Origin of the sequence: Ascidiaceihabitans donghaensis, assembly GCF_900302465.1 — a bacterium.
In the GTDB taxonomy this organism is placed as follows: domain Bacteria; phylum Pseudomonadota; class Alphaproteobacteria; order Rhodobacterales; family Rhodobacteraceae; genus Ascidiaceihabitans; species Ascidiaceihabitans donghaensis.
The window spans coordinates 2036600-2054185 of sequence record NZ_OMOR01000001.1 but is presented as its reverse complement, the minus strand read 5'-3'; the positions used below and the strand labels follow the sequence as shown (position 1 = coordinate 2054185).

Sequence of the window (17586 nt, the reverse complement as noted above, 5' to 3'; positions counted from 1 at the left end):
ATGGCAGCAAGGAAGTGTCAACAAAAGGTTACACAGCATGCGCCCCACACAAGCCTCCTTTCCTGCCACCCGCCTGCGACGCGCCCGCCAAACCGCACCCATTCGTGCGTTGACCCGCGAGAATACGCTGTCGGTGGACGACTTTATCTGGCCTGTCTTTGTGCGGTCCGGTGAAGGGATTGAAGAACCTATCCCGTCGATGCCGGGTGTCTTTCGCCGCTCTGTTGATAAAATCGTCGATGCCGCGCGTGATGCTGCAGACCTTGGTATTCCTGCCATCTGCATCTTTCCCTACACAGGGCTGGAAGAACGCACAGAAGACTGCGCAGGCGCCTGGGATCCCGACAATCATGCTAACCGCGCCATCCGCGCCATCAAGGCCGCTGTGCCCGACATTGCCATTATGACGGATGTGGCCTTGGACACCTATAACATCAACGGCCACGACGGGTTCGTGGAAAACGGCGAGATCGTGAATGACCGCACTGTTGAGGCATTGGTCAAAATGACACTGGCCCAAGCCGAAGCTGGCGCAGACATCATCGGTCCATCGGATATGATGGACGGACGTATTGGCGCAATGCGATCTGCCTTGGAAGGCGCAGGCCACCAAAACACAATGATCCTAAGCTATTCTGCCAAATATGCGTCCGGTTTCTATGGCCCGTTTCGGGACGCCGTTGGCGCCTCGGGGGCGCTGACCGGCGACAAGAAAACCTATCAAATGGACCCCGCCAATTCCGACGAAGCCCTGCGTTTGATCGAACGCGATCTGCGCGAAGGGGCTGACATGGTTATGGTAAAACCCGGCCTGCCCTATCTGGATATTTGTCGGCGGGTCAAAGACACCTTTGGCGCCCCGACTTATGCCTATCAGGTTTCGGGCGAATACAGCATGATCCAAGCGGCGGCCCAACAAGGTTGGATCGACGGGGACAAGGTAATGATGGAAAGCCTGATGGCGTTCAAACGCGCAGGCTGCGATGGTATTCTGACCTATTTTGCACCGGCGGCTGCAAGGCTTTTGGCTGGAAAATAGATCACTTTTTGCGGCGATTTCCTGCCCATGGACACCATGACAGGTGACAAGGCTGCGTGATCGGCGTATATCTGCCAACAACGACCGGATAACCGGCGGAGCACAAACCAATTACAGGCGGTTTACATTATGAACGATACAACACTGTCGCGCCGCGCATTCGCGTTGGGCGCGGTTGCGGCAACGGGTACACTTGCGGCATGCGGAAACGGCGTCGGCGGACGGGGTCCGTCGTTGATTGATGCGCGGGTCGATGCCACGTTACAAGAGATGTACAGATCATTCCCCAACACAATCCAGCTGGCTGACAAAGCCAACGGCATGTTGGTGATGCCTTTGGTCACAGAAGCGGGCCTTGGCTTTGGCGGGGCATATGGGCGTGGCGCGTTGCGCGTCGGCAGCAGCACAGTTGACTACTATTCCGTAACCAAAGCGTCAGGCGGTTTTCAGATCGGTGCACAACAATATGCGCATGTCTTGTTCTTTATGACACAAGAAGCACTGACAGGGTTCCGCCGGTCTCCGGGCTGGGCGGCTGGTGCGGATTTGGAATATGTCATTTCCGACAAAGGCGACAGTGTGAACGCCGAAACAACGACGGTTCTGGCCCCCGTGCTGGCAGCCGTCTTCGGGCGGGCCGGTTTGCGGATTGGCGCGACGCTGGAAGGTACCAAATACACCCGCATCATTCCTTGATCGGGCATGCGCCGTTGCACATGTGGCGGCGCATCATCGATGTTAAGACACAAAGTCCTGGCATAGCCAAACCGCGTTCAAGATAGGCTATGCCGCTTTTTGTTTGCGTGCATCCTTCATGTCTTGCGCCATTTGTAGGGCGCTGTCCGCTTCGCGTTCAATTTTTGTCATCCATTTCAGTAAGTCTGCATGGACTTGGTGCAATTGGTCTTCGATATCCATAAGACCCTCGGCGCCATCGTTCAAACGAGAGCGTTCAATTTTGCACATCATGCGCGTTGTCTCCATTGCTGACAAAGAACGGCGCATGCGGTGACAGATCGCGGCAAGTTTCAAAATTGATCGGTCCACACGGGCCAAAAGAGTCAGGATTTGCTGGCCGCAATCAGCAATCAGATACTCCAATTCCCCAAGCGTGCTTTCAGCATCAATATCGCCGATGCAATTATCAACCTGATCCGTTTCAATCAGCTCTGCAGCCAGTGTGCTTTGCGCCAGATACGCCATCGCATCCATAACAGCATCAATTTCGCTTGAAGACGCGCCGCGCAATTCTTCTGTGATACCCAGTAAGGATTGGGTCAATTCCTGATGATTGCTTGCAATGACACCAAACGGGCCACGCCCCCCTTCAAGGCGCGCGGCTTGCAATTTCAGTTGATAGGGGATCAATTTGCTGCGCGCGGACATCCCGTCGATGCGCTTGGCATAATCATCAATCTGGACCAAAGCGGATAGAATGCTGTGCAACGAGATGAAACCGTTATGGTGATGGCAATCGCGATCTTTGGTACGTTTGGTCAATTCCTCCGACATGACAGTAACTGCCAGGGTACGATATTTTGAGATGTCGGCCTGGATCTGGTCTGCGGTTCGCGGGGGCTGGTCTTGTGGACCTTTTGTGGTGTGTTCGGCGCTTTTGATGTTGGAAAAGAAATCCGCAAATTCTTTAACCACGGGGGATGATACTGCGAAATGGCACACTGCGCGCCCATTTTTGGAATTGTAAAAATTTACCGAAATCCAGAAATTGTGTCCTTCTGACGTTTGGCACAAGTAAAACCCTGCCGCGCCAGCTTCCGTTTGGATGCGGCGTTCCATCCGGTTGTAAATGGCATCCGGCATATCAGGATGGGGGGTCACGCCATAGGCCAGCCTGATCACGTCAGGCAGCGGCAAATCTTTGTTGTTTCCCAAAGGATAGTTGGACGTACAAACCTGCCCGTCCCCGTCCAAGATGCAAACATGGAGTTTGCCAGCATGTGTGCCACTGATAGATGTATGATCCGACACGATGTGGGAGGGCATGCAACGCTCTTTGATGACTGAACTGCTAAGACATCAAAGTAGGCGCAAAACCCTTTACAAAACCCTTACCAAAGCCCAAAAATTTGCTGTTTCGGGCTTTGATGCACAGTCACCTCATACACAGGCACCTCATGCTCAGTCACCCCATAGATTGCAGGCGTTTGAACAGGCTGGACGTATCCCAGCGGCCACCGTCCATTTTCTGGACGTCTTTGTAGAACTGATCGACCAACGCCGTCACCGGCAAAGACGCACCTGTGTCATTGGCTGTGTCCAGACAAATGCCCAAATCCTTACGCATCCAGTCAACCGCAAAACCATGATCAAAATGGTCATCCAGCATCGTCTCGAAACGGTTGGCCATCTGCCAGCTGCCTGCAGCGCCCTGGCTGATCACTTCAACTACAGAACGGCCATCCAGCCCCGCCTTGTCCGCAAAATGCAGGGCTTCGGACAGCCCCTGAACAAGCCCTGCAATGGCAATCTGGTTGCACATTTTGGTCATTTGTCCGGCCCCGCTGTCGCCAATTCTACGACAGATCTTGGAATAGACCTCCATGATTGGCAAAGCGCGATCAAAAGCACCCGTGTCGCCACCACACATAATTGACAGCACGCCATTTTCGGCACCCGCCTGCCCGCCTGAAATCGGCGCATCGACAAAGCTGATGTTCGCGGCGTCGGCCGCGGCGAAAAGCTCAGACGTCACTTTGGCGGAAACGGTGGTATGATCCACAAACACTGTGCCCGCATCCATGCCGGAAAATGCCCCATCGTCGCCGGTGCACACCGCGCGCAGATCATCGTCATTGCCGACACACGACATGACGAAATCGGCGCCTTTTGCGGCGTCACATGGCGTTTTGGCCGCAGCACCGCCATAGGTTTTCACCCATTCTTCCGCTTTTGCGTAGGTGCGGTTGTATACGGTCACGTCATGGCCCGCTTTTTGCAGATGCCCCGCCATTGGCGCGCCCATGACACCCAATCCCAAAAATGCCAATTTGGCCATATCTTTCCCTAACTCTAGCTGTTGCGTATTTCTGCATGCATACCTAACAGTCGAAGCCCAAGGGTCAACGCAAACTGCAAGGCTTTGGACGTATCTACAGGATGGGGTGCCTATGGCGCTGGTGTTTCAATGGTTGGTAAAGATCGCAACAGCACTGATTGTGTTGTGTGTTTTGTCTGTGCTGCTGATCTACTATCTGGCCTCGCGGTCTTTGCCTGAATACACGGCGACGGCCGAGGTTCGCGGCTTGCAAGCCCCATTGGAAATTGTGCGTGACAACGCCAATGTGCCCCACATTCTGGCGACCACCGATCAGGACGCCTTTTTCGCGCTTGGATATGCCCATGCGCAAGACCGTCTGTGGCAAATGATAGTGTTGCGACGCACAGCACAGGGGCGATTGTCAGAGGTCTTTGGCGCGGCAACCATTGAAACCGACACCATCATGCGGCGCCTTGATTTGTACCGCTTGTCTGTGGCCTCGGTCGATGCGCAAACACCGGCCACGCAATCGGCGCTGGAGGCCTACGCACGCGGCGTCAATGCCCAGTTGGCGCAGATCAACAAAGGGGCGCAGGGCCGCGGTGCACCCGAGCTGTTTGTCTTCAACGCCCCCATGGCCCCTTGGCGTCCCGCGGACAGCATCGCGATTGGCAAACTGATGGCGGTTCAAAGCACGGGCCACTTGAAACAAGAGATTCTGCGTGCTCGTATGTCATTGGCCCTGCCAGACGCGGCCCGTTTGCAAGACATTCTGCCCGATGCGCCCGGCACAGGCGTAGCAAGCTTGCCTGAATATGCCAGCCTGATTCCGAATGCGCCCCGTTTTGCGCAGGTTCCAGCCCCGATTTCGCACCCCTTGTCGCCTTTCAAAATGCGGGGCCATGCAGGGGCATCAAACGCATGGGCCGCCGCCCCGACACGATCAGCCACAGGCGGCACATTGTTGGCCAATGACCCACATTTGGCGCTGACCGCGCCATCAATCTGGTATCTGGCACGCATGAACCTCAGCACCGGCGCTGTGATCGGTGCAACTGTGCCGGGGATGCCTGTGGTGCTGTCGGGACGCAGCGACGCTTTGGGATGGGGGGTGACCACGGCCTATGCGGACGATCAGGATTTGCATATCGAAGAGGTCAATCCAGACAATCCAGACGAATACCGCAGCCTCGATGGGTTCAAGCCCTTTGATGTGCGCCCGTCGATCATTAACATCAAAGACGCAGATCCCATCACACTGACCCTGCGCTGGACAGAAAACGGACCTGTGTTGCCCGGCAGTTTTGAAAACCTGCGCAGCATCACGCCTGCGGGCCATGTGGTGTCGGTGGCCTTCACCGCCCTTAGCCCGCGCGACACATCGCTAAGTGCAGCCATCGGTGTGATGCAATCACGCACCGTGGCACAAGCTGTGGACGCCGCCGCTGCCCATATCGCGCCAGCGCAAAACCTCACGCTTGCAGATCGCAATACGATTGCCATGAAAACCATCGGGGCCTTGCCAAGACGCGACACCGGACATCAAAGCCAAGGACGCATGCCCACGCTGGGGTGGGGAAAAGCAAATCGCTGGGACGGGCGCTTGCCCTATACTTCGAACCCGGGGTTTGTGCAGCCCGTGGGCGGTATTTTGGGCAACACCAACAACAAGATGGTGGAACGCCCTTTTCCCGGTCACGTCAGCTTTTCATGGGGCGATACGCAGCGGGTGCAACGCTGGCAACGGCTGATGCAAGCGCGACAAGTCCACACCCGCGACAGCTTTGTTGAGGCGCAACTGGACACAGTCAGTTTTACGGCGCGGTCACTGTTACCGCTGATTGGCGCAGAGCTTTGGTTCACCGGCGAAGCCGCCCCCGACGGCACACCCGCCCGCAAGCGCCAAAGGGCGCTGACCCTGCTGGCCTCGTGGAACGGGGATATGAACGAGCACTTGCCAGAGCCGCTGATTTACAGCCATTGGGTGCGTGCCCTGCAAGACCGGTTGATGCGTGACGAATTGGGGCCGATGGCCAGCGTCTTTACCCATCTGGAACCTTTGTTCATCGAACGCGTGTTTCGCAATATCGACGGCGCATCGATCTGGTGTGACGTGATCCAAAGTGCGCCCAAAGAAAGCTGCCCTGACATGGCGCGGCTGGCGCTGGATGATGCGCTTTTAGAGATTGAGGAACGCTATTCCGGTGCGTTGGAAAGCCTGCGATGGGGCGACGCGCATCAAGCGGCACAAGATCACCCGACGTTGGGACAAGTGCCTTTGCTGCGGTATTTCGTGAACATCCGTCAAAGCACATCGGGTGGCGACAACACATTGAACCGTGGACTGTCGCGCGGCACCGGAAACGCCCCATTCCAGAACGTCAATGGTGCAGGCTATCGTGGCGTGTACGACTTTGCGGACCCCGACAGTTCGGTGTTCATTATGTCGACAGGGCAATCGGGGCATTTCCTGTCACGCCACTATGATGACATGGCGCAGCTGTGGCGGCGCGGTGAATACATCTTGATGTCGCTGGACGCCGATCTGGCGCGGGCGGCGGCCGTAGGTGTCACAACTTTGGTTCCGGAGGTGCAATGACCCGCGTTATCCTGTTCAACAAACCCTTTGGCGTGCTGTCGCAGTTTACCGACAAGGGCTCTGCCGGTTCACCCCGCCCGACTCTGTCCAACTTCATCAACGTGCCGGGCGTTTACGCCGCCGGGCGTTTGGACCGCGACAGCGAAGGTTTGATGGTGTTGACGGACAACGGCAAACTGCAAGCGCGGATTGCAGAGCCCAAAAACAAAATGGCCAAGACCTACTGGGTGCAGGTCGAAGGCGAACCGGGCGGCAAAGCCCTGCGCGATTTGGCAAACGGTGTACGCTTGAAAGACGGCATGACCGCCCCTGCCCGCGTGGCCCAAATTGGTGAACCGGAAAACCTGTGGGACCGCGACCCGCCTGTGCGGTTTCGGAAATCCGTGCCCGACACTTGGTTGGAAATCACAATCTCGGAAGGACGCAACCGACAAGTGCGCCGCATGACAGCCCATGTGGGTCACCCCACGCTGCGATTGATCCGCGCCCGGATCGGTGATTGGAGCATTGGGGATCTGGCAAGCGGAACATGGGTGGATGGCTGACACGCTGGCCTGCCAGATCAAGGCTGCGTTGCACCCATGATCGCCTATTTCACCCTTTTCGCCTCGGCCCTGATTGCCGCCACCATCCTGCCACTTCAATCCGAGGCGGTGTTGGTGGCCTTGATGCTGGACGGCACGCGTCCTGTGGCTGTTTTGCTGATGGTGGCGACCGTTGGCAATGTGTTGGGCGCGGTGGTGAATTGGGGGCTGGGGCGGTTTTTGGTGCGCTTTAAGGATCGGCGCTGGTTTCCGGCATCTCAGGCCAGATTGCAGCAGGCAGAGCGATGGTATCGCCGCTATGGGCTGTGGTCGCTGTTGGCCAGTTGGGTGCCGATCATTGGCGACCCCATCACGGTGATCGCAGGCGTGTTGCGCGCGCCGTTTTGGCCGTTTCTGGCCTTGGTGACATTGGCCAAAGCAGGGCGATATCTGGTGTTGGCCGCAGTCACGCTGGCATGGTTGGGTTAAAGGGCTGCGAACTGCGCCTTTTGCTTGCCGCTCCAGCGCACTTCGATCTCGAAACCGTCTTCGGTCTGCGCCTCCGATTGCACCACATCTTCCTGAAACAACCATGCCCGTTTGCGGCCGTCTGAGAATGGCAAAACAAGGTCTTCGGACATCAAAGCGCCCTGCAAGGCTTCGGCGATGGCCGCCAGCAAAGGATCGACACCCGCGCCAGTGACCGCAGAGGTCGCAAAGATCATGTCGTCACGGTCGGCGCGGGCCTGAACGGCATCCGCTTCGTCGGAGTCCAACACGTCCACCTTGTTCCAGACTTCAAAGGTGGGCCGGTCCTGCTCGACGCCGAGAACCTTCATGATCTCAATGACATCGGCAGATTGTTCTTCGGTTTGCGGATGGCTGATGTCGCGCACATGGCAAATAATGTCAGCGGCCAGCACTTCCTCAAGCGTGGCGCGAAAGGCCGCGACAAGTTCGGTGGGCAAGTCAGAAATGAAGCCCACAGTGTCGGACATGATAACTTCGGGGCCATCAGGCAACACGAGGCGGCGCATTGTGGGGTCCAAAGTGGCAAACAACATATCCTTTGCCATCACATCCGCGCCGGTCAACTTATTGAACAACGTGGATTTTCCGGCGTTGGTGTAGCCAACCAAAGCGACGATGGGATATGGAATTTTGGCACGGGCGGCGCGGTGCAGGGCACGCGTTTTCACAACCTTTTCCAACTGCCGTTTCAAACGCACCAATTGATCGTCGATGGCACGTCTGTCGGCTTCGATCTGGGTTTCGCCCGGACCGCCAACAAAGCCCAAACCACCACGTTGGCGTTCAAGGTGGGTCCAAGCGCGCACAAGTCGCGTGCGTTGGTAAGACAAGGCTGCCATTTCAACCTGCAATACGCCTTCGCGGGTTGCCGCGCGGTCGCTAAAGATTTCTAGGATCAGACCGGTGCGGTCTAGAACCTTAACCCCCCAGTCTTTTTCGAGATTGCGTTGCTGCACAGGCGTCACGGGGCCGTCGATCAAGACCAATTCGATCTCGGCCACTTCAAACGTGTCGTGTAGTTCCTGAATTTTGCCTTTGCCGAACAACTTGCCCGCATGGGGTTTTGGCAACGGGACAACGGTTTCGCCCATAACCTCAAGGTTGGGCAAAGCATGGGCCAGCGATACAGCTTCGGCCAAGGCGTACCCTGCCTCGCGCCGCGTGTGGTCGCTTTTGATGTCGGGGTGCAAGACCCACGCACGGGTCAGTTTTGGCCCGTCCGTGTTGTCAATTTGAAACTGCTCTTTGCTCAAGCGGAGTCTTCGCCCTCATACAGGCTGATCGGCTGGCTGGGCATAATCGTCGAAATTGCGTGTTTATACACCAGCTGTGATTGACCATCGCGGCGCAAAAGCACGCAAAAGTTGTCAAACCAAGTGATAACACCTTGCAGTTTCACGCCATTGATCAGGAAAATTGTCACGGGCACTTTGGTTTTGCGCACGTGGTTCAAAAATGCATCTTGTAAATTCTGTCTGTCCGAAGCCATGTCGGTCTCGCCTTTTTTTATTGTTGTTGGCCTGCGGATCAAGCCACCCGCATAGGTACGATTATGGATAAGGTTCAAAGGAGTTTCCACCCCAAAAAACACCCACCCCTAGGCAGCTTTACGCCAAGGCTGTCAGCCGCGCCATAAATCCGGGGTCAAAAGTGCGATGATTGCCAAAGTTTCTAATCTTCCCAATACCATAGCAGCAGCAAAGACGCCCTTGGCGACCGGTGTAAGATCGCGCAGCCGGATGGCCACTTCGCTGGCATGTTCCAAAAGGGGACCCGTTGTCGAAAGACCGGTGATGGCCAGTACCATCGCATTTTCGAACGGTACGCCGAGAAAAGCAAAAGTAATGACCAACGCTGCCAGCGAAATCGCGAAGAGCATAAAGAATATCCAAGCGATGAAAGCGCCATTCTTTTGCAGCCGTCGTCCCATGGCGCCTGCCCCGCTGACAGACGACGGATGTACAAGTCGTTCCATCTCGCGTTTGCCATTTCGGTACAAAGCAAACACCCGCAGCAGTTTCACACCACCTGCCGTCGTCGCCACACCCCCCCCGATCAAAGACAACCCCATCAGGATCAATCCAGGGGTGCCCAGACCAGACCACGCTTGGGCAATGCCCCAATCCGCACTGACAAATCCGGTCGTTGTCACAAAGGACATGACCGTAAACATGGACCCCCAAAAGGCTTGAACAGCTTCAAGGGGCGTGGCGCTGGCGTCGACGTCCAAAGCCCCCCACCAGTGCCGCACAAACAGCAACAAAGGCACGCCGACAACAAGCGCAATCCCGATCCGGAATTCCGGGTCCGTTTTGATGCCACCGCTGTCGCTGGTCACTGTATCGGTGGAAAACGTCAGTCGAGACAACGCAAATAGCATGAACAAGACCATAACCATCTCGCCTATCAGGCCCGAGCTTCCGTTTTCAACACCGCCCACAGCCGAAATGCCGGACGTGGCCATCACGGACATTGCATGGCTTAAAGCAACTAAGGCCCGGTCGCCTGACACCAGCAGCAAAATCCACAACAATGCCGTGAGCCCCACGTAAATTGGCAACAGGGTGCTTGTGACTTTCACCAGCCGCGCGCGTCCCTCGGGGTGCGCACCGCCCACTCGGCCTTCGCTGCGGCGTCCGGGTTCTGCGCGCGCTGTCACTTCAAACCCGCCAAGGTTCAACGGCGCCAGAATGGCAGAGGCCGCGATCCACATAATCAAACCGCCCATCCAGCCCACTTGCGCGCGCCAAAGGTGTAAAGGATCACTTAAGCGGTTGGGATCATTGAAAAAGGTAGCGCCCGTGGTGGTGATTGCCGACACCATTTCAACGTAAGAATTCAAAAAGCTGGTTGTGCGCAGCCCTTCAAAAAAGGGCACAGCCAGAAACAGCGGTAAAAACACAAACGCCGAAAACAGCGACATCAACGGGCCCAAAGCCCCGTGCCGCGGCGCGCGTCCTGCGTGAGCCAGCGCGATCAGAACAAAGATGATGATGCCCAGAATACCGGAATATAAAAACGCCCGCGCCGTCGCGTTTTGTCCCAAAAGCCCCGCATGAACCGCAGGCGCCAACATCGAAAATGAAGCAAACCCGAACAGCAACATAAACAAAGGCAGTTGCAACATGCGGTCCAAAAACGTCTGTTGCGTGCCCATGTCAGAAGAAGTCGATAGACACTTGCATCAGGCGTTCCACCTCGGGCACGTCCTTGGCAAGTGCGAAAATGGCAATGACGTCGCCTTCGTCGATCCGTGTGTCCCCCATGGGGCGGATGACTTTGCCGCCCTTGCGCAAAGCTCCGACAAGCACGCCTTCCGGAAAGTCGATTTCGTTGATCTGGCGGCCAGCGATCGGGGATGTTGACAGAACTTCTGCCTCGATCACCTCGGCTTCGGCGTCTCCGATGGAATAGACGGCCCGCACCCGTCCGTGCCGGATATGGCGCAAAATAGAGGAAACGGTGGTGGCACGCGGATTGATATAGGCGTCGATGCCCAAAGGTTCCATCATCGGCACCAACGTCGGATCGTTGATCAACGCAATAGCATAGGGGCAACCTTCCGCCTTGGCACGCACAGCCGCCAGCATATTGGTCTTGTCGTCGTCGGTCACCGCCAGCATCGCATCGGCGCGGCTGATCCCCGCCTCGGACAACAACGACACGTCCAGCCCGTCGCCATTTAGCACAATTGTACGTTCCAGTGCTTCGGCGGCATGCTCTGCACAAGCGCGGCTTTTTTCGATGATCTTGGTGCGCACCCGTGTCGTACGGCTTTCGAGTGATTTCGCCACAGCAAGGCCGACGTTGCCGCCCCCCACCATGACGATGCGTTCTTGTTTGGCCATTTTCTTGCCAAAAATCTCCATGGTGCGGCTGACATCATCCACATGGGAAAAGACGTAGCACTGGTCGCCGGTGAACAATTGATCGCCTGCGGCCGGAGCAAACAGCGCGCCGTCACGGCGGACCCCCACAACCACAGCACGCAATGTCGAAAACAGATCCGTGAGCTGCCGCAAAGGTGTGTTGACCACGGGGCAATCGTCGTCGATCAATATCCCCAGCAGATGTGCCTGCCCCTCCATGAACCGTTCGGTGTCAAAAGCAGCGGTAGCAGACAGCCGTTGCAAGGCAGCGGCCGCCACTTCGCGTTCGGGGCTGATCACCACATCAATAGGCATATGATCGCGCCGATAGAGATCGGAATAAATGGCATCCAGATAGGACTGGCTGCGCAAACGCGCGATCTTGCGGTTCACCCCGAACACCGAATGGGCGACCTGACAGGTGACCATGTTCACCTCGTCGGAATGTGTGGCCGCAATAACCATATCCGCGTCGCGCGCACCGGCTTTGTCCAGAACATTGGGATAGCTCGCAAATCCCGCAACACCTTGCACATCAAGCGTGTCCGTGGCGCGGCGAACAAGGTCGGGATCCTGATCCACGACCGTGACGTCATTGCGTTCGCCTGACAAATGACGTGCAATTTGCCAGCCGACTTGCCCGGCCCCACATATGATCACCTTCATACGGTCACATCCATTGATAGGCATCCTTGGTTTGGAGGGATTTCATGACAGATGGTCCCAGATGGGTCAATTCAATTGTATCACGGATTGTATGACGCATTGTATGATGGCGGGAATCGCGGCACAGTTTGAAAATGCGTATCCCAGTGATCTTTTCTGTCTTGTCGGCCGCAGCTTTGACAGCTTGTGTTCCTTTGTCCACATACTACCGCGAGGGGGCGGCGGTATCGCTTGTGCAGCGTGACACTTTGAACTGCGAAGTCAAAGCCCTCAAGGATGCGCCTGTTGCAAACCAGACGCGTGTCACACCGCCACGGTATGTGCCTGCGCGGCGCAGTTGTTCTTCATCGGGTGCGTGCCACGTGACACCGGGCTATTACATTCCGGGCCAGACCTATACCATTGATGCCAATCAGGGCTTGCGTAAACGGGTCGAAGCGCAATGTATGGCCGATAAAGGCTATGCACCGGTCGATATTCCCGCCTGCCCCGACCGGATTGTCAAAGCCGCCCCCCCTGCCATCACTTCCACATTGCCTGCGTTGACGCCAAAATCCTGCGTCATCAAATACAAAAACGGCACCTATCAAATCGTCAACAAAAGCTGAAACCCTTCCAATGTTCCAAGATGCCAAAGCGTGTGTGCGCGCCCATTATGCTGCTCTTTCCAAAGCGGATCCAAACACCGTCGCCGGCGTATTGGCCCAAACCATGACACCGGATGCGACATGGCGCGGGTTTCACCCGTTTAACGACCAAAGCGGACCCCAAGACGTTGCAGCCACATTCTGGGCCCCGTTTTTGACTGCAATGTCGCGCGTTCAGCGCCGCGAAGACATTTTTTTCGCGGGCGACAACATGATCGAAGGCCACCAAGGTCAATGGGTTGTCTCTATGGGGCATCTGATGGGACTGTTCGATGCGCCGTTTCTGGGCATTCCGCCCACGGGCAAAATTGCGATGCTGCGCTACGCGGAATTCAACAAGGTCGAAGACGGCAAGATCACCGACACGGCGTTCTACTGTGATCTGTTGCACCTGATGGCGCAGGCTGGGGTGTACCCCCTGCCGCCACAAACCGGCGCAGAGCTGGTGCAGCCGGGACCCATGACGCATGACGGGTTGCAGTTTGACGATGCTGCACCGAAAGACGGGGCAAAGACCCTTGAGATCATCGAGAACATGATGGATTCCATCAATCGCGCCAACAGTCTGGAACATCCCCCCACCCCGCAAGAGGAACTGGCGATGGACTGGCACGACGACATGTTGTGGTGGGGCCCCACAGGCATTGGTGCCACATACACAATCGACCGTTACATCCGGCAACACCAACAACCGTTCCGCACCCAAACGGAAAACCGGCAGTTTTATGGTCATTTGTGCCGGATTGCCGAAGGCCACTACGGTGCGTTTTTTGGGCGTCCGAACCTGAGCATCACACCGATCGGCGGATATTTGGGGATGCCTGCCAGTCATGTGCCTTGCGACATGCGCGTGATTGACGTCTATCGCCGCGACGGTGACAAACTGGCAGAAAACTGGATTTTCATCGACATGCTGCATTTCCTGAAAATGCAGGGGCTGGATGTATTGCAACGGATGGACAGCCTGCGCATCTAGCGCAGGCGTTCTGCGCGTATCTTACGCCAGTTTGGCTTCGTCTTCGTCCACATGGGCCACACGCGTACCAGCTTTGGCCGATGTCACAACACCCAGACTTTTGAGCTTGCGGTGCAAGGCAGAGCGTTCCATGCCCACAAAGTTTGCGGTGCGGCTGATGTTGCCGCCAAATCGGTTGATCTGCGTCAGTAGGTATTCACGTTCAAATGCTTCGCGGGCTTCGCGTAATGGCAATGTGGCCAGTGCACCCGACAACACAACGCGGCCTTCTTCGCTGCTGGGTTCATCATCGCCCGGCAACTCACGCGCTTCGATGGGACCTGTGCTGTCGCTTAGGATCAGCACGCGCTCTATCAGGTTCTTCAACTGACGCACGTTTCCGGGCCAAACCATCGTTTGCATCAGGGCTGTCGCGTCGTCTGTCATTTCACGCAAGCTAAGACCCTGGGCTGCATTCAACTGATCGATAAAGTAAGCCGCGAGCATCGGAATGTCTTCGCGGCGTTCTTCCAGCGACGGCACAGCAATCGGCACAACATTGAGACGATGGTACAATTCCTGACGGAAAGTTTCAGCCGCAATTTCGGCTTCCAAGTCTTTGTTTGTGCTTGAAATAACACGCAAATCGACGCGCACCTTATCACTGCCGCCAACGCGGGTGAATTGTTGATCAACCAGAACGCGCAGAATTTTTGACTGGGTGCCGACGGGCATGTCTGCGACCTCGTCAAAGTAGATGACGCCTCCGTGCGCTTGCTCTAGCAATCCCGGCTCAACCCCTCGCTCAGACCCTTCGCGACCAAACAAGACTTCTTCCATGCGTTCAGGTGCGACACCTGCACAATTCACCGTAATGAACGGGGCCGACGCGCGGTTGGAGTTGGCGTGGATGTAGCGCGCGGCCATTTCCTTGCCGCTGCCTGCGGGGCCTGTCAGCATCACGCGGCCGTTGGACTTGGTGACCTTGTCCAGCTGCGAAATCAAAGCGCGGAAGGCGGCCGAATTGCCTACCATTTCACCCGACCCGACCTCTTGCCGTTTCAAAGTGATGTTTTCGCGGCGCAGGCGGCTGGTTTCCATCGCGCGCCTAATCACCACCAACAACTGGTCGATATTGAAGGGCTTTTCGATGAAGTCATAAGCGCCCTGTTTGATAGCGGCGACGGCAATTTCGATGTTGCCATGACCGGAAATGATCACCACTGGCACGTCTGGATTGTCGCGCTTGACGGTTTTCAGAATGTCGATGCCGTCCATGCGGCTGTCTTTCAGCCAGATATCCAACACCATCAATGCCGGCGCGTCGGCGTTGATCGCGGCCATGGCGTCGTCGGAATTGCCAGCCAGTCGGGTTTGATAGCCCTCGTCTTTCAAAATATCCGAAATCAGTTCCCGGATGTCGCGCTCATCATCTACGATTAGAATGTCGCTCATTTTGCTGTCACCTCTTCTTGGGTATGCGGGGCCGCCGCTGCTTCGTTAAGTGGCAGCGTGATCACCGCCATGGCCCCGAAATGGGTTTGGCCCTCAAAGACGGGGGCGTCGTCCAGCACCAAAGTGCCGCCGTGTTCTTCAATAATCTTCTTCACAATAGGCAGTCCCAACCCGGTGCCTTCACTGCGGGTTGTCACATAGGGTTCAAACAACCGCGCACGGTCTTCGGGCAATCCGATGCCGTTGTCCGCGATGCTGATTTTCACCTGGGCGCCAAGTTGTGCCATGGTCACGTGAACGCGTGGCGCCAAATCCTCAGGTGGGTCTTTTTGTTTCAGGCTTTCAATGGCTTCACCTGCGTTCTTGATCAAATTTGTCAACGCTTGCGATATCATCGTGGCGTCCAATTCGACGTCGGTTGGCGATTTTGGCAGGTCGGATGTTATTGTCACATCGGGCTGTCCGGCTTGCTGCAACATCACCGCACCTTGGACCAGTTCCGTCAGGTTTGTGGGTTTGCGTTCGGGTTCCGGCATGCGGGCGAATTTTGAAAACTCGTCCACGATGCGACGCAAGTCTCCGGTTTGCCGGATGATGACGTCTGTCATTTGCTCAAGGCTGTCGCTGTCTTCGCCCACTTTGGGTGCAAATTTGCGTTTGATCCGCTCGGCGCTGAGCTGGATGGGCGTCAGCGGGTTCTTGATTTCGTGTGCAATACGCCGTGCCACATCACCCCAAGCGGCCATGCGTTGGGCGCTGACCAGATCGGTCACATCGTCAAAGGCCACAACATAACCTTCGCGGCGGCCATCATCATTGCGCCGTGTGGCCATGCGCACCAGCAGGTTTTCCATACGCCCCTTGCGGCTTACTTTGACCTCGCCTTGTGCGACCTCCGCAGGCCCTGCCCGCAATACGGCAAACAAGGCGCCAAATTCCGGCACGGCAACTGAAAGCGGAACAGATTGTTGATCTTCCTGCCAATCCAACAGGCCCGCGGCTGAGCGGTTTACAAAGGTCACTTTCCCCGTGGCATCCAGACCAACAACCCCCGACGTGACCGAACTAAGGACTGAGTCAAACAGCCGCCGGCGTCGTTCAATCTGGCCCGTGTTTTCAAGCAGCGTGTCGCGTTGCCCTTTCAACTGTTTGGTCATTTGGTTGAAATAGCGGCTGAGCATTGCAATCTCGTCGTCGCCGCTTTCTTCGATAACCTTCACGTCCAGATCACCGGCCCCGACCCGCTGCGCCGCCCCTGTCAAACGCCCCACGGGCCCAGACAGACGTTCTGCAAACCACAACCCCAGCCAAATGGCGGCAAGGATCAAAATCACCGCAAACCCTAAATATAGCAGCCCAAATTCAAACAAAACACGCCCACGATCGCTTTCGAGTTGCTGGTACAGCCGCACTGTTTCTTGTGTTTCGTCCAATAACGCGAGAATTTCTCCGTCGACGTCGCGGCTTACGTATAGATAGCGGTCTGCGTAGCTGTCTAAAGGCACAAGGGCGCGAAATTCGTTGATGGGCCAGTCTTCGATGATCAGCAGGCCTTTTTCACGGGCTTCAATGATCTGGTTTGGGTCGGGGGCTTCAAAGTCGAACAGATACGATTGATCGCCACGCGCACGGATGTCTGCGGTGCCATCTATCATAAAAGCTTCACGTAGGCCGCGCTGGATCTGGCGTTGGCCTTCCCCCAGCAATTCGCTGTCGCTTAGGGCGATGGCCGCACGCCGCGCCCCATCAATGCTGCGGGCCAATGCCACTGCATCTTCCGCCAGATCTTCGCGTTGCTCCGATTCGTAGGCTTCAGCCGCCGCAAGCGAGCTGCTGACAACCGCACTGACGCGATCCGAAAACCAGCCCTCAAGTCCCACATTCAGCGTCAGACCTGCAAAAACAGCCACCGTCACCGTCGGGATCAAAGCCAACAAAGCAAAGGCACCCGTCAAGCGCAGGTGCAAACGCGATCCCGCCGATTTGGCCCGTCTTGCGGATATCAGACGCGCGACTTGTGCCATCACAAGCGCTGCGACTGCAAGGATATAAACAAGGTCAGTCAATAAGATAAGGCGCAAACTTAATGCAGATGAGCCTTGATCGAAGGGCCCGAGTACCAAAAATGTCGCCAACGCCAGAACAGGCCCCAACACGACCAAACCCAAGGTTGCAAAATTGCGCACACGACGTTTGCGGCGCAAACGCCCCATCGTCATCAACCACTTTGAATGTGTCCGGGTTGCCACCCTCGTTCCACCTGTTGATGCGGTGCATTACGCACCTGACCGCCATATTGTGTG

General features: G+C 56.4%; 15 protein-coding genes. 7 read left to right on the top strand and 8 right to left on the bottom strand.

Annotation, left to right across the window (positions count from 1 at the left end):
• Nucleotides 1–37 precede the first annotated feature (37 nt).
• Both hemB and ASD8599_RS10250 read left to right on the top strand, forming a co-directional pair.
• On the top strand, nucleotides 38–1039 hold the full coding sequence (hemB, locus tag ASD8599_RS10255; RefSeq protein ID WP_108828433.1) for a porphobilinogen synthase: 1002 nt from the start codon (nucleotides 38–40) through the stop codon (nucleotides 1037–1039).
• A gap of 129 nt (nucleotides 1040–1168) precedes the next feature.
• Nucleotides 1169–1735 carry a lipid-binding SYLF domain-containing protein gene (locus tag ASD8599_RS10250; protein WP_108828432.1) on the top strand — a complete coding sequence of 189 codons (567 nt, stop codon included), beginning with the start codon at nucleotides 1169–1171 and terminating at the stop codon, nucleotides 1733–1735.
• A gap of 87 nt (nucleotides 1736–1822) precedes the next feature.
• Here ASD8599_RS10250 and ASD8599_RS10245 read toward each other — a convergent pair whose 3' ends face one another.
• Complete coding sequence (locus ASD8599_RS10245) at nucleotides 1823–3043, bottom strand: hypothetical protein (protein ID WP_108828431.1); 1221 nt, start codon at nucleotides 3041–3043, stop codon at nucleotides 1823–1825.
• Between the two features lie 139 nt (nucleotides 3044–3182).
• On the bottom strand, nucleotides 3183–4055 hold the full coding sequence (locus ASD8599_RS10240; protein ID WP_108828430.1) for an NAD(P)-dependent oxidoreductase: 873 nt from the start codon (nucleotides 4053–4055) through the stop codon (nucleotides 3183–3185).
• A gap of 112 nt (nucleotides 4056–4167) precedes the next feature.
• Between ASD8599_RS10240 and ASD8599_RS10235 the strand changes: the two genes are divergently transcribed.
• Genes ASD8599_RS10235 through ASD8599_RS10225 form a run of 3 tightly spaced genes read left to right on the top strand, consistent with a single transcriptional unit; the run spans nucleotide 4168 to nucleotide 7649 of the window.
• Complete coding sequence (locus ASD8599_RS10235; protein ID WP_108828429.1) at nucleotides 4168–6636, top strand: penicillin acylase family protein; 2469 nt, start codon at nucleotides 4168–4170, stop codon at nucleotides 6634–6636.
• Complete coding sequence (locus tag ASD8599_RS10230; protein WP_108828428.1) at nucleotides 6633–7181, top strand: pseudouridine synthase; 549 nt, start codon at nucleotides 6633–6635, stop codon at nucleotides 7179–7181. The genes ASD8599_RS10235 and ASD8599_RS10230 overlap by 4 nt, the downstream gene beginning before the upstream one ends.
• 36 nt (nucleotides 7182–7217) lie before the next feature.
• On the top strand, nucleotides 7218–7649 hold the full coding sequence (locus ASD8599_RS10225; protein ID WP_108828427.1) for a YqaA family protein: 432 nt from the start codon (nucleotides 7218–7220) through the stop codon (nucleotides 7647–7649).
• Here the strand turns inward: ASD8599_RS10225 and hflX are convergent.
• The 4 genes from hflX to trkA form a co-directional block, all read right to left on the bottom strand.
• Complete coding sequence (gene hflX / locus ASD8599_RS10220) at nucleotides 7646–8944, bottom strand: GTPase HflX (protein ID WP_108828426.1); 1299 nt, start codon at nucleotides 8942–8944, stop codon at nucleotides 7646–7648. The two genes, ASD8599_RS10225 and hflX, sit on opposite strands and share 4 nt — an antisense overlap.
• On the bottom strand, nucleotides 8941–9180 hold the full coding sequence (gene hfq / locus ASD8599_RS10215) for an RNA chaperone Hfq (RefSeq protein ID WP_108828425.1): 240 nt from the start codon (nucleotides 9178–9180) through the stop codon (nucleotides 8941–8943). Before hfq ends, hflX begins: the two co-directional genes overlap by 4 nt.
• A gap of 132 nt (nucleotides 9181–9312) precedes the next feature.
• The gene (locus ASD8599_RS10210; RefSeq protein WP_108828424.1) at nucleotides 9313–10848 is read right to left on the bottom strand and encodes a TrkH family potassium uptake protein; all 1536 of its coding nucleotides are present in this window, start codon (nucleotides 10846–10848) and stop codon (nucleotides 9313–9315) included.
• A 1-nt stretch (nucleotide 10849) separates the two neighbouring features.
• A complete protein-coding gene (gene trkA / locus ASD8599_RS10205; protein ID WP_108828423.1) occupies nucleotides 10850–12226 on the bottom strand; it encodes a Trk system potassium transporter TrkA in 1377 nt (458 codons plus the stop codon).
• A 134-nt stretch (nucleotides 12227–12360) separates the two neighbouring features.
• On the opposite strand from trkA, the gene ASD8599_RS10200 reads away from it, so the two are divergent.
• Nucleotides 12361–12834: a hypothetical protein gene (locus ASD8599_RS10200; RefSeq protein ID WP_108828422.1), complete on the top strand. Its 474-nt coding sequence runs from the start codon at nucleotides 12361–12363 to the stop codon at nucleotides 12832–12834.
• A 10-nt stretch (nucleotides 12835–12844) separates the two neighbouring features.
• Nucleotides 12845–13849, top strand: coding sequence for a nuclear transport factor 2 family protein (locus ASD8599_RS10195; RefSeq protein ID WP_108828421.1), 1005 nt, complete (start codon nucleotides 12845–12847; stop codon nucleotides 13847–13849).
• 21 nt (nucleotides 13850–13870) lie between these two features.
• Here ASD8599_RS10195 and ntrX read toward each other — a convergent pair whose 3' ends face one another.
• Both ntrX and ASD8599_RS10185 read right to left on the bottom strand, forming a co-directional pair.
• Nucleotides 13871–15283, bottom strand: coding sequence for a nitrogen assimilation response regulator NtrX (ntrX, locus tag ASD8599_RS10190; RefSeq protein ID WP_108828420.1), 1413 nt, complete (start codon nucleotides 15281–15283; stop codon nucleotides 13871–13873).
• Nucleotides 15280–17502, bottom strand: coding sequence for a sensor histidine kinase NtrY-like (locus ASD8599_RS10185; protein WP_108830118.1), 2223 nt, complete (start codon nucleotides 17500–17502; stop codon nucleotides 15280–15282). The genes ntrX and ASD8599_RS10185 overlap by 4 nt, the downstream gene beginning before the upstream one ends.
• Nucleotides 17503–17586: the final 84 nt, after the last annotated feature.